13 protein-coding genes are annotated in these 12,254 nt (G+C 72.3%); 6 read left to right on the top strand and 7 right to left on the bottom strand.

What is annotated here, in order from left to right:
- The 5 genes from JWN97_RS10640 to JWN97_RS10660 all read right to left on the bottom strand — a co-directional run.
- Nucleotides 1-1,029: UDP-galactopyranose mutase (locus JWN97_RS10640; protein WP_297622197.1), on the bottom strand; the 1,029-nt coding region annotated here is incomplete at its 3' end.
- Nucleotides 1,030-1,091: 62 nt separating this feature from the next.
- The gene (locus JWN97_RS10645) at nt 1,092-2,000 is read right to left on the bottom strand and encodes a glycosyltransferase family 2 protein (protein WP_297622198.1); all 909 of its coding nucleotides are present in this window, start codon (nt 1,998-2,000) and stop codon (nt 1,092-1,094) included.
- Nucleotides 1,997-2,926: a glycosyltransferase family 2 protein gene (locus tag JWN97_RS10650; protein ID WP_297622200.1), complete on the bottom strand. Its 930-nt coding sequence runs from the start codon at nt 2,924-2,926 to the stop codon at nt 1,997-1,999. The genes JWN97_RS10645 and JWN97_RS10650 overlap by 4 nt, the downstream gene beginning before the upstream one ends.
- Nucleotides 2,927-2,956: 30 nt before the next feature.
- Nucleotides 2,957-4,498, bottom strand: a complete 1,542-nt coding sequence (locus tag JWN97_RS10655; protein ID WP_297622202.1) for an LCP family protein — start codon at nt 4,496-4,498, stop codon at nt 2,957-2,959.
- A gap of 182 nt (nt 4,499-4,680) precedes the next feature.
- Nucleotides 4,681-5,184 carry an acyl-CoA thioesterase gene (locus tag JWN97_RS10660; RefSeq protein WP_297622204.1) on the bottom strand — a complete coding sequence of 168 codons (504 nt, stop codon included), beginning with the start codon at nt 5,182-5,184 and terminating at the stop codon, nt 4,681-4,683.
- 25 nt (nt 5,185-5,209) lie between these two features.
- On the opposite strand from JWN97_RS10660, the gene JWN97_RS10665 reads away from it, so the two are divergent.
- The 6 genes from JWN97_RS10665 to JWN97_RS10690 all read left to right on the top strand — a co-directional run bounded on the left by JWN97_RS10665 (nt 5,210) and on the right by JWN97_RS10690 (nt 10,814).
- Entirely contained in the window at nt 5,210-6,424 is a 1,215-nt protein-coding gene (locus JWN97_RS10665) for an LCP family protein (protein WP_297622206.1), read from the top strand.
- A gap of 207 nt (nt 6,425-6,631) precedes the next feature.
- A complete protein-coding gene (locus tag JWN97_RS10670) occupies nt 6,632-7,336 on the top strand; it encodes a PadR family transcriptional regulator (RefSeq protein WP_297622208.1) in 705 nt (234 codons plus the stop codon).
- On the top strand, nt 7,333-7,749 hold the full coding sequence (locus JWN97_RS10675; protein WP_297622210.1) for a DUF1707 domain-containing protein: 417 nt from the start codon (nt 7,333-7,335) through the stop codon (nt 7,747-7,749). Before JWN97_RS10670 ends, JWN97_RS10675 begins: the two co-directional genes overlap by 4 nt.
- A gap of 35 nt (nt 7,750-7,784) precedes the next feature.
- On the top strand, nt 7,785-8,327 hold the full coding sequence (locus tag JWN97_RS10680) for a hypothetical protein (protein ID WP_297622214.1): 543 nt from the start codon (nt 7,785-7,787) through the stop codon (nt 8,325-8,327).
- Nucleotides 8,328-8,391: 64 nt separating this feature from the next.
- Nucleotides 8,392-9,138, top strand: coding sequence for a YcnI family protein (locus JWN97_RS10685; protein ID WP_297622221.1), 747 nt, complete (start codon nt 8,392-8,394; stop codon nt 9,136-9,138).
- Between the two features lie 44 nt (nt 9,139-9,182).
- Nucleotides 9,183-10,814: a copper resistance protein CopC gene (locus tag JWN97_RS10690; protein WP_297622230.1), complete on the top strand. Its 1,632-nt coding sequence runs from the start codon at nt 9,183-9,185 to the stop codon at nt 10,812-10,814.
- Here the strand turns inward: JWN97_RS10690 and JWN97_RS10695 are convergent.
- A complete protein-coding gene (locus tag JWN97_RS10695; RefSeq protein WP_297622238.1) occupies nt 10,792-11,637 on the bottom strand; it encodes a hypothetical protein in 846 nt (281 codons plus the stop codon). The genes JWN97_RS10690 and JWN97_RS10695 overlap by 23 nt on opposite strands.
- A gap of 24 nt (nt 11,638-11,661) precedes the next feature.
- Nucleotides 11,662-12,254: acyl-CoA dehydrogenase family protein (locus tag JWN97_RS10700; protein WP_297622261.1), on the bottom strand; the 593-nt coding region annotated here is incomplete at its 5' end.

Raw genomic sequence — 12,254 nt, forward strand, 5'->3', positions numbered from 1 at the left:
GAGCTCGCGGTACTTGAGCAGCTTCTCGCGGTCCTCGGCGGTGTTGATCGGGTCGTACGGCTCGTCGTCGTCGGTGGCGGCGCGGGAGTACTCGTGGACGATGACGGTCTTGCCCGAGATGTAGGTGCGCTCGGGGTGGAAGTGCTTGAACTCGTGGATCCGGGTGTAGGGCACTTCCTGGTCGTTGTAGTTCATCACCGAGGTGCCCTGGAAGTCGTCGGTCTCCACCACCTCGGACTCGAGGTCTACCGTGCGCCACGACAGGCGCCCCTCGGAGTTGCCGAAGTACTCGTCGACCGGGCCGGTGTAGACGATCGGGACCTTGCCCTTGAAGTCGTCGGCCACCGCGAAGAAGTCGGTCTCGAGGCGGACCTCGATGTTGGGGTGGTCGGCCATCCTGGTCAGCCACGCGGTGTAGCCGTCGACGGGCAGGCCCTCGTGGGTGTCGCTGAACCAGCCGTTCTCGAACGTGTAGCGCACCGGCAGGCGGGTGATGATCTCCGAGCTCAGCTCGGTGGGGTCGGTCTGCCACTGCTTGGCGGTGTAGCCCTTGATGAACGCCTCGTAGAGCGGGCGCCCGATCAGGCTGATCGCCTTCTCCTCCAGGTTGGAGGCGTCCTCGGTCGCGATCTCGCTCGACTGCTCGGCGATCAGCGCCCGCGCCTCGTCGGGCGTGTGGGACTTGCCGAAGAACTGGTTGATCAGGCCGAGGTTCATCGGGAGGGAGTAGACCTGCCCCTGGTACTTGCCGAAGACCCGGTGCTTGTAGTCGGTGAACGCCGTGAACCGGTTGGCGTACTCCCACACGCGCTCGTTGGAGGTGTGGAAGAGGTGGGCGCCGTACTTGTGCACCTCGACCCCGGTCTCGGGGTTGCGCTCGCTGTAGGCGTTGCCGCCGAGGTGGTGGCGGCGCTCGAGGATGAGGACGCGGAGGCCGAGGTCCTCGGCGCAGCGCTCGGCGATGGTGAGGCCGAACAGTCCGGCGCCGACGATGACGAGGTCGGGAAGCTGTGCTGAACCCTGGGACAAGGGATGAACTCCTGTAGTGGGGCGGCGCCCGTTGGTGAGGGGCCGTGGGAGGCGCGTGAAGTCTAGCGAGGGGGCTCGGCCGTCGGCGTCAGGCGCCGCATGCCTCGCGCCGACGCCATGGCGCGGATCACGTTGCGGGCCTCGGCCCTCCCGCCGCGCGCCGGGCTGAGCAGGACGACCACGAGGGTGATCAGCCACGGCTTCAGCCGGACGAGCGCGTTCTCCCCGTGGCGCAGGTGCACCACGAAGAGGTTGCGGTACATGTAGAAGCCCTTCCACCCCGACAGGTCGTGCTGCTGGTTGAAGTCGAGCTGGCGCACGAGCACGGCGTCGCGCACCGCCCAGATCCGGCGCCCCGCCCGGCGGGCGCGGACGGCGTACTCGGCATCGTCGTAGAAGATGAAGAAGGCAGGGTCGGGGAAGCCGATCTCGGCGACCACGTCGCGGCGGACCATGAAGCCCTCGAAGGCGACGTTCTGCACCTCGACCAGCTCGGGCATCGAGGCGCGGTCGGCGTAGACCGTGTCGACGGCGGAGCGCTTGGGGCGTACGGCGAACGGGTTGCGGAGGTCGAAGTCGACGGCCGCCTTCTCCACGAGCGTGCCGGCGCGGTCCTCGCGCACCGCGATCAGGCAGTCGGCGTCGACCGCCATCAGCACCGCGAGGCAGTCGGGTGCCGGGACGACGTCGTCGTCCATCAGCCAGACGCGGTCGTAGCCGGCGTCGTACGCCGCCCGCACGCCGATGTGGAAGCCGCCCGCACCACCGAGGTTGGTCTCGGCGAAGGTCACGTGGAGGGGCAGGTCGGTGCGCGCCTCGAGCACGGCCCGGGTGTGGTCGGTGCTGGCGTTGTCGACGACGATCACCGCGTCGGGCGCGTGGGTCTGCGCGGCGAGGCCGTCGAGCATGCCGACGAGCAGGTCGGCGCGGTTGAAGGTCACGACGACGACCGCCACGGTCTCGCTCGTCACGACAGGAACCTCCGGTGGCCGTCGAAGTCGCCGGCGATGCCGGCGCGCATGGCGCCCACGCTGAGCCGCAGCCGCGAGAGGCTCGGCCGGGTGAAGGTGTAGAACCACGCGGTCTTCACCACGAAGGCGGCGGCGTGGAGGGGACCGCGGTAGTCGCGGAGGTTGACCAGGTTGTTGCGGGCCATGCAGTAGTGCTTGAGGTCGCTCGGCGAGTCGTTGTAGGTGGTGCGGCCGAACATCATCGGGGTGCCGAGGTTGCCCACGCTGGGGTGGCGCACGGTGGCGGTGACGACGGTGGCCACGCGCGCGCCGGCCTCCTCGGCCCGCAGCCGGTACTCGTGGTCGTCGCCCCAGATGAAGAACTCCTCGCGCGGCAGCCCGATCCGGTCGACGAGCTCCTTGGTCACCAGCACGCCGTTGAACGGGATCACGATCCCGTCGATGCGGTCGTCGCGGGCCGCACGGCGTACGTCGTCGACCTGGTGCACGACGCGGGTGCCGCCCGGCAGCCTGATCGGGAAGACCAGGCGCGACGGGTCTGCCTCGTCGACCACGAGCGGGCCCCAGAAGTCGAGGTTGTCGGTCTCGGCCAGCAGCCGGTCGAGGCAGTCGGGGTCGGGCAGGCCGTCGTCGTCCATCAGCCACACCAGGTCGGCCTCGCGGTCGAGCGCCCAGGCCAGGCCGTCGTGGAAGCCACCGGCGCCGCCCCGGTTGGTGCTCAGCGAGCGCGACCTCAGCGGGATCTCGCCGGTGTGCGCGTGGGCGGCCAGCCACTCCCCCGTCCCGTCGGAGGACGCGTTGTCGATCACCAGCACCTCGGCCAGGCCGTCGATCTGCCCGAGGCGCGCCATGAGCTTCTCGAGGAGCGCGAGGCGGTTGAAGGTGACCACCACCGCGACGATGCGAGGCAGGGGTCCGGTGGTCACGGCGTACACCCTAGGGGGCGGTGCACCGGGTCAGCACACGGCGCCGAGGTCCTCCGACTCGTTGGCCGCGTAGCCCTGCGACATCGAGCCGAGCGAGCCGCCGGTGACGGACGGCGGAGCCTCCGGCGTGGCCGGCGCAGAGGGGGTGGTCGACGCCCCACCGGTCGCCGCGGGCGCCTCGGCCGCGGGCGCCTCGGAGGAGGTGTCGGCGTCGGACTCGGGTGCCGCGTCGACCGTGGGGGACGGCGTACGCCCCTCGGCGCGGGCGATCGACTCGCCCACCTTCTGCTGCACGAGGGCGATGTCGGGGTGGGCGGTGTTGATCATCGGCGGCACCAGCGACAGCGTGGCGATCTTCTGGCTCTTGGCCTTCAGCGCGAGGTCGACGAAGCGGTCCACCTCGCCGCGCGGCACGTTGGTGGAGACCATCGCCGAGCTGGCGCCGGCGATCTTCTCGAAGTTGCGCAGCGCGACCTGGGGACTGACCTGCTGCAGCATCGCGCCCATCACGCACTTCTGCCGTGCCATGCGCGAGTAGTCGTCGGAGCCCTCACGCGCTCGCGCGAACCAGAGGGTGTCGTGGCCGTCGAGGGTGCGCGTGCCGGGCTCGATGTAGTGGAAGGTGTCCTCGTAGGGCAGGCCCACCGGGATCGGCTGGCGCACGTTGAGCTCGACGCCGCCGACCGCGTCCACGAGGTCCTTGAAGCCCTCGAGGTTGACCATCGCCCAGTAGTTCATCTTCAGGCCGGTGATCCCCTCGACGCCCTGGATGGTGGCGTCGACGCCCGGGCTCTTCGACCCGGCGAACAGGTCGGCGTGGTCGAGCGCCCAGGTGGCGAGGCCGTTGAGGTACATCCCCTCGACGTCGAAGCCGTCGGGGAACTGCTCGGCCATCACCGAGCCCTCGGCGAACGGGAAGTTCTGCATGTTGCGCGGCAGGGAGATCAGCACTGTCTTGCCGGTCTCGGCGTCGATGCTGGCCACCGTCATGGAGTCGGGGCGCAGGCCCCAGCGACCGGCGCCGGAGTCGCCGCCCATGAGCAGCACGTTGTAGCGACCGTGGGAGGCGCCCACCGCCGCGCCGTCGCCGAACATGGAGATCATGAACTGGCGCTGCACGCCCACGACGTGGGCGCCGAAGAGCAGCGCACCCGCGACGCTGAAGCAGAGGAAGCCGTTGACGCCGACGATGGCGAGGCGGTGCTGGCGCTGGAGCGTCAGCGGCTGCCCGAGGCGCCAGGCGTCGATGAAGAGGTAGGCCCAGCCGATCGCGAGGGCCATCAGGCCCAGGCGCAGCGCCTGCAGGAACATCGTGTCGGTGCCGGCCCAGAAGGCGACCCCGTGCCAGAAGTAGGACGCCACCAGCGCGACGGTGCCCAGCACGGCCAGCGTGATCCAGGTCCGCAGCGCGATCCGGCCCACCCGGCGGTTGCCGGCGACGAGCTGCGCCGATCCGGGGAGGACGAGGGTCATCAGCATCAGCGTCACCGCGCGGCGGAACCGGACGCGCTGGGCGCGGTCGAGCGTGGTGAACCGCGTCTGGGGCGACCCGGGGGGCGGGACGGGCGGCATCGGGGGCCTTTCTTGCTGGGGGAAGTCAGCTCGCCCAGTATCACCAGTCACACCCGTCCCACCCGGGCACGACTCGCCGTGACGGCCAGGTCAGCCCACGAGTCCTGGGGGGACGGCTTCGGCGTCCGACTCCTCAGGCTCGTCCAGCCAGAGACGCTCGGTGCGCACCTGGGACCGGGCCCTCACTCCTCGCGCCCGCGGTCGATCTCGGCCTTGCGGGCCAGCCGGTGCGCGCGCCGGATCTGGGCCTCGCGGTGGCGTCGTACGTCGTCGGGGGTCTCGGTCTCCAGCGGCGGCACCTGCCGCGAGCGGCCGTCCTCGTCGATGGCGACGAACACGAAGTAGGCGCTCGCCACGTGCAGCGGCGCGTCCGCGGCGTCGCCCCACGGCTGCGCCTCGACCCGGACCCCGATCTCCATCGAGGACGACCCCGCCCAGTTGACCTGCGCATAGGTCTTGATGATGTCGCCGACGTGCACGGGCTCCAGGAAGGTCATCTCGTCCATCGCCGCCGTCACCGCCGGTCCGCCGCTGTGCCGGTAGGCCACCGCGCCCGCCGTGGAGTCGGCGAGCTTCATGATGTCGCCGCCGTGGACGTTGCCGAGCAGGTTGGCCTCGGTCCCCGAGGCGATGATGCCCAGGCTCACCCGGCTGTACGACGTGGGGCGGGGTGCGACTTCACTCATGCTCGGCACGGTAGCGTCCATTCGCATGGCTGATCGTCCGCAGGGCTCCGGGATGCCCGAGAAGGGAACACCGGAGTACGACTGGCTCTACGGAGGCACCTCCCAGACGCCGCCCGGTGACGCCACCCAGCAGGTCCCGACGCAGGGCGCCCCACGGGGCGAGCGCCCGGACGAGACCCGGGTGATGCCGGTGGCGCAACGCGAGGCGCGCGGCTCCGGCGGGCGGCCACCCGGCGGGACGCGTGCGGCGGCGCCGGCCCCGGCCCCGCGACCCCAGCCCAAGAAGCGACGCTGGCGCCCGCGGCTGCGGCTCGGCCTCATCCCGCTGCTGCTCCTGCTGATCCTGGTCTACCTCGCCGGCGTCCCGCTCTACCACTGGACGAAGATCGACAAGGTCGACGCCGAGCCGAGCGGCCAGCGCCCCGACGACCAGCCCGGCACCAACTACCTCATCGTCGGGTCCGACAAGGCCGACGACCTCACCGCCGCCCAGCGCAAGGTGCTCCAGACGGGCGAGCGCGGCGGCACCAACACCGACACCATCATCGTGCTCCACACCGGATCCGGCGGTCGCACGATGATGTCGATCCCGCGCGACACGCTCACCGAGGTGCCCGGGCACGGCACCCAGATGATCAACGCCGCCTTCGCCATCGACGGCGCGCCCCTGCTGGTGGCCAGCGTGGAGCAGCTCACCGGCATCCACATCGACCACTACGTCGAGCTCGGCTTCGGCAGCGTCATCAACACCGTCGACGCCTTCGGCGGCGTGCAGATCTGTCCCAAGCAGGACATGAAGGACCCACTGGCGCGCCTGGACATCAAGAAGGGCTGCCAGGATGTCGACGGCATCACGGCGCTGGGCTACTCCCGCTCGCGCCACGTGACCGCGCTCAGCGACCTCGACCGCGTCGCCCGGCAGCGCGAGGTCATCAGCGCGCTCGGTGACGAGGCGCTGACACCGTGGACCTTCCTCAACCCGGTGCGCTACTGGGGCATCAACTCCGCCGCGGCGGGCGCGATCCGCGTCGACGAGGGCATGAACCCCCTCGACCTCGGCAGGTTCGCACTAGCGATGACCGGCGAGAGCCAGACCTGCACCATGCCGAACCTGTCGGCGCCCAGCGACCCCAACCGGATCATCGCCGACCCCGACCGGGCACCCGCCCTCTTCAACGCGATCATCGACGACTCGACGGTGCCCCGGAAGGCCTGCACCCCGACGGGTCGCGCGCGCTAGGTCGGCGTACGCCCCTCCGCTCGTCCGTGCCCTTGCCGAGCGGTGCGTGAGGCAGGTTCCCGCTGCCGGAAGGTGCTTGTCCCGGCCCGGCCGTCGGCGTACGATCACGATATATCGCGATACCTCACCGATAGGTCTGCGATAGATCACGAACACAGGTCACGACCGACCATCAACGCCAGGTCATCGAGCACGAGGGAGCACGACATGGGACACCACTGGCCCGGGGCCGACTGGCCCGAGAACAACGACTCCGATCCCCGGTCCGATCGTCGGCCCGGCCACCGCCCGGACCGGGCCTCCGGCTGGAGCGGCAGCTGGTCCTCCGCCGGCGGCCGTCGCGCCGGCGGTCCCCCGCCGTGGCTGAGCGAGATCTTCGGCTTCGCCGCCGGCACCCAGACCCCGCCGCAGCGCGGGCCCAAGGTGCGGCGCGGCGACGTCCGCACCGCGATCATCGACGTCCTGCACCGGGCCCGGACCGCCGAGGAGCCGATCAACGGCTACCAGGTGATCCAGGAGATCTCCGAGCTCAGCAACGGTGAGTGGCGGCCCTCCCCCGGCTCGGTGTACCCGACGATCCAGCAGCTGCAGGACGAGGGCCTGGTCGAGGCCGACGACGAGCGCGGTCGCCGCACCGTGCGGCTCACCGACGCCGGCGTCGCCTGGGCCGAGGACAACACGGCCGAGCTGGCATCGGTCTGGGCGCCGTTCGCGCGCGCCGAGGAGCCGGCGGACAGGCCCACCGGGCAGGGCGCCGACATCAAGAGCGAGATCGGGCAGGTCATGAGCGCCGTGTGGCAGCTCGGCACCCAGGGCTCCGACCAGCAGCGTCGCGCCGCCCTCGACGTCCTGGTCGACACCCGCCGCCGCCTCTACGGCATCCTCGCGGACGGACGGGACGGCGAGCGATGAGCACCCCCGACCCGCGCCTGCGCATCGCCGACAGCGACCGCGAGCGGGCCATGGCCGACCTGGCCATGCACTACGCCGACGGGCGCCTCGACCACGAGGAGTACGACGAGCGGCTGGACGCGATCTGGACCGCGCGGACCCGCGCCGACCTGGCGGTGCTCTTCAGCGACCTGCCGCGCCCGCAGACGAGCCAGCCCGCCCGCCCGGCGCCTCGGCCGAGGTCCCGTGAGCGCGCCCGGCTGCCGCTGCTGCCGGTCCTGGCACTGCTGATCGCGCTGAGCATCATCACCGGCGCTCCCGTGTGGCTGCTGATCTTCCCGCTGATGTTCCTCCGGGGTCGCCACGGAGGCCGTTGCGCACCCTCGCGCGGCCACGCCGACTACCGCCGACCGGACCGCTCCCCCGGCCGGTAGTCCACATCGGGCGACGCGTCTGGGACCATGTGTCCGTGACCGGCGAGCCGAGGGTGGTGCAGGCGCGCGCGCCGTACGCCCTGGCGCGCGCCCTCGCGACGACCGTCGTCGTCGTGGTGGGCGCCCTCTCGGCGCATACCTGGGCCGGCGGCACGGTCCCGACCGGCCCGGGCCTGGCCCTCGTCGCGGCCGTCGTGCTCACGGGCGGGCTCCTGCTCCACACCCGCGAGGTGCCGCTGTGGGCGGTGCTCCCGGGGGTCGCTGCTGCCCAGCTCGGCCTGCACGAGTCCTTCGGGCTCGTCGCCGAGCACACCCACGACGCCGTGGCGAGCCCCGACCCGGGCTGGACCTGGCAGATGGTGGCGGCCCACGCCTTCGTCACGCTGCTCACCGCGGTCCTGTGGTGGGCGAGCCGGCGGGCGGCGTCGTACGACGTCTCCTTCCGCACGCACCCCGCGCTCCCCGTCGTCGCCGAGCCGAGGCGCCGACGCACCGAGGCCCGGACCCCCGTCTCCTCCCTCGTGCACCTCCTGGTGTCACCTCGCCGCGGGCCACCGCTGGCGGTCCGTCCCACCTGAGCCCGTCCGGGCCCGGGTGGGCACAGCCGACCCCGGACCGCACGACCCACTCAGGAGAACCCGTATGTCCAGCCGCACCCTCACGCGCCTCAGCGTGGTCCCCGCCGCCACCGCGGCCATCGCCCTCTCGCTGGTCGCGCCCGCGAGCGCGCACGTCAGCGCCACCCCCTCGAGCGCCGCCGCCGGCAGCTCCACGGTCGTCACGTTCAGCGTCGGCCACGGCTGCGAGGAGTCGCCCACCACCCAGATCGAGATCCAGGTGCCGGAGTCGGTCCTCTCGGTGACCCCGACGCGCAACCCGTTCTGGGAGGTCGAGAGCACCATCGAGCAGCTCGACGAGCCGGCCACCGACGCCCACGGCAACACGGTCACCGAGCGCACGGCGTCGATCGTCTACACCGCCCGGACGCCGCTGCCCGACGGCCAGCGCGACACCTTCGAGCTGTCCTTCACGGTCCCCGACGCCGAGGGCGAGGTGCTGGCCTTCCCGACGATCCAGACCTGTGAGAAGGGCGAGACCGCCTGGACCGAGGTCCCGGCCGAGGGGCAGGACCACGACGAGCTCGAGAACCCCGCCCCGTCGTTCGAGATCCTGCCCGCGAGCGAGGAGGACGACCACCACGACGAGGGGTCGGCCGAGGAGTCGGCAGAGCAGACCGCCGAGCAGACCGGCGCCGAGGCCGACGACGCCGAGGACGGTGCCGAGGAAGGCGACGGCACGTCCGCTCTGGGCTGGGCCGGCCTCGCCGCCGGCCTGCTCGGCCTGGCCGCCGGCGGGCTCGCCCTGGCCCGGACGCGCACCAAGCCGTGACGTCGCCGGCGCGGCCAGCGTGGTGGCACCGAGCTTCCCGCCCGGTGGCTGTCGTGCTGGTCGCGCTCGCGCTCGTGCTGGGTGGGGGCGCTCCCGCCTCCGCGCACGCCGAGCTGGTCGACACCGACCCGGACGAGGGCGCCGTCGTGGAGACGGCCCCGGACACCGTCACCCTGACCTTCAACGAGCCGGTGCGGCTCACCTCGCAGGAGATCGCGGTCTACGACGCGCAGGGCGACCCGGTCGCCGCGAGCGCCGGAGCGAGCGGAGAGGAGGTGCGCGTCGACCTGGCTGGTGCCGCCGACCTGCCCGACGGCACCTACGTCGTCTCGTGGAACGTCCTCTCCGGCGACGGCCACCCGATCGCCGGCGCGCTGACCTTCTCGGTGGGCGCACCGAGCGCCACGGTGGCCGCGCCGCCCGAGCCGGAGACGTCCTCGGCGACGGTGACGGTGCTGCGCGACGTGGTCACGGTGGCGACCCTCCTCGGCCTGCTCGTGGCGGCCGGCCTCGCGCTGTTCCTGGCCCTCGTGCTCCCCCGGTCCTGGCCCGGCACCGAGGTGCGCGGCCGGCTCCGCCGGCTCCTGCTGTACGCCGCCGGCGCGGGCGCACTCGGCGCGGTCCTGCAGGTCCCGATCGCCTCGGTCTACGGCCAGGGCCTGGAGCTGGGCAGCATCGTGACCTCCTTCGACGCCGGGGCCGTGGCCAACGAGCTGGCGGCCGCGGCGCTGGTGCTGGTCGGGCTCGGCGTCGTGGTGCGAGCGACGTCGGCCGCCGCCCCCGACCGAGCGGCCGGCTGGCAGCTCGGGGGTGGCGCGCTGCTCTCCCTGGCCGGCCCGTCCGTGGTCGGGCACTCCCGCGCCTTCACCCCGTCGCCCCTCCTGGTGGCGACCGACGTCCTGCACGTCACCGCCGGCGCCGTGTGGCTCGGCGGGCTCCTCGGCCTCGTGCTGACCCTGCGCGCCCTGGCCGGGCGCGAGGCGCTGGCGGCACAGACCCTGGCGCGCTTCTCGACCCTGGCCGGCGGCGTGCTGCTGGCGGTCGCCGCGACGGGGACCTTCCTGGCCTGGCGGATCGTCGGGTCGTGGGCGGGTCTGGTCGAGACGTCGTACGGCTGGCTGCTGCTCACCAAGGTCGCGATCGCGCTGGTCGTGGCCGGGGTCGGCGGTTGGAACCGGTGGCGGGTCCTGCCCGCGGTGCGAGCCGCCGCGGGCTTCGGCGACCGCGAGCACGCCGCGGCCGCGGTGACCCGCACGGTGCGGGTGGAGGCGGTGCTGCTCGCGGTGCTGCTCGGCGTCACGGGCGTCCTCGTCAACCAGTCGCCCCGCCCCGCGCCGGTCACCGTGGCGTCGGGCACCACCGGCGCCGGGGCCGCGACCGCCGGCGACCTGCGCGTGCTCGCGGTCATGGACCCGCGCCGCACCGGCAGCAACACGCTCCTCGTGCAGGTGCAGGACGCGGCCGGGGAGCCCTACGACCCGCCCAGCAACCCCGTCGTCGCGCTGCGCACCGACGGCCTCGACATCGGCGAGGTGACCGTCCGGTCGATCGGTGCCGGCACCTACCGCGGCGAGGTCGTGGTGCCGCGCGCGGGCGAGTGGGAGGTGCAGGTCAGCATCCGGCTGAGCCGCTTCGAGAACCCGGTGACGACGGTCAGGCTGACGGTGCGACCGTGAGCTCGACGGGCACCGTGTGCAGGAAGCCGTCGACCCGGACCTGGACGAAGAGCCGGTAGTCGCCCGGCTGGGCGATGTCGGCGTGGAAGGACAGCTCCGAGCCGTCCTCGGTGATGTCGGGGGCGTCGAGGGGGTGCAGGTGCACCATCGCGCCGGTCTCCTCGTGGAAGCCGGTGACGTGGCTGTAGGCGCCGAGGTAGGTGCCGAGGTCGACCGGCTGCCCCTCGGCGTCGCGCACCACGAGGCGCAGCAGGCCGTTGGGACCGGTGGTCGGCGCCTGCAACACGGTCACGCCGACGACCCCGTCGCCGGCGACGGTGTCGCCGGGATCGCCGGGCGGCAGCGCGAGCCGACGACCCAGCACCACGTGGTCACCGTTGCCGCCCTCGTCGCGGGCGACGAACTCGGTGAGGACGCGGTAGCCACCGGCGTCGGGCACGTCGAAGGGTGCGGTCCACGTGCCGTCCTCGGCGCGCGTGGGGTGCAGGTGCCGGAAGACGGTGAGGTCGTCGTTGACGACGTAGAGGTGCAGCTCCTTGGTGAGCTCCTCGACGTAGTCGGTGACCGGCTCGCCGTCGTGGTCGTCGATGCGGAACCTGACCTCACCGATCCCGCTCGGCCGCTCACGCACCTGGAGCCCGCCCAGCGAGTAGCCCACCTCGGAGACGCGGGTGCCGTCGCCGACGGGCATCGAGACCATCCCACCGCCGGCGTGGGAGTGGCCGGCCGCCGCCACACCGGCGTCGTCGGCGGGGCTGCAGCCGGCGAGCGCGGACGCCACCAGCACCAGGCCGGTGGTCGCGCGGCTGGAGCGGAGGATCACGCGCTCAGCGTACGAGGATGCGGGTCACAGCTCTGACTGAACCCCCGCAAGGAGTTGCCGTGCCATCACGATCCGCTGGACCTGGTTGGTGCCCTCGTAGATCTGGGTGATCTTGGCGTCGCGCATCATCCGCTCGACCGGGTAGTCGCGCGTGTAGCCGTAGCCACCGAGGACCTGGACGGCGTCGGTCGTCACCTGCATCGCGACGTCGGAGGCGAAGCACTTGGCCGAGGCGCCGAAGAAGGTCAGGTCCTTGTCGCCGCGCTCGGAGCGGCCGGCGGCGGCATAGGTCAGCTGACGCGCGGCCTCGACCTTCATGCCCATGTCGGCGATCAGGAACTGCAGGCCCTGGAAGTCCGCGATCGGCTTGCCGAACTGCCTGCGCTCCTGGGCGTAGCCGAGCGCGTAGTCGAGGGCGCCCTGCGCGACACCGACCGCCTGCGCGGCGATGGTGATCCGGGTGTGGTCCAGGGTCTTCATGGCGGTGACGAAACCGCTGCCCACCTCACCGATGATCCGGTCTCCGGGGATCCGGACGTTGTCGAGGTAGACCTCGCGCGTGGGTGAGCCCTTGATACCCAGCTTCTTCTCCGGCGCTCCGAAGGAGACACCCTCGT

It is taken from the genome of Nocardioides sp., assembly GCF_025965415.1.
In the GTDB taxonomy this organism is placed as follows: Bacteria; Actinomycetota; Actinomycetes; order Propionibacteriales; family Nocardioidaceae; genus Nocardioides.

Coding starts and splice junctions, on each gene's coding strand:
- JWN97_RS10660 (WP_297622204.1), bottom strand. CDS start 5,184: ATGAGTGAAGTCGCACCCCGCCCCACGTCGTACAGCCGGGTGAGCCTG.
- JWN97_RS10670 (WP_297622208.1), top strand. CDS start 6,632: ATGGGACACCACTGGCCCGGGGCCGACTGGCCCGAGAACAACGACTCC.
- JWN97_RS10675 (WP_297622210.1), top strand. CDS start 7,333: ATGAGCACCCCCGACCCGCGCCTGCGCATCGCCGACAGCGACCGCGAG.
- JWN97_RS10655 (WP_297622202.1), bottom strand. CDS start 4,498: ATGCCGCCCGTCCCGCCCCCCGGGTCGCCCCAGACGCGGTTCACCACG.
- JWN97_RS10665 (WP_297622206.1), top strand. CDS start 5,210: ATGGCTGATCGTCCGCAGGGCTCCGGGATGCCCGAGAAGGGAACACCG.
- JWN97_RS10685 (WP_297622221.1), top strand. CDS start 8,392: ATGTCCAGCCGCACCCTCACGCGCCTCAGCGTGGTCCCCGCCGCCACC.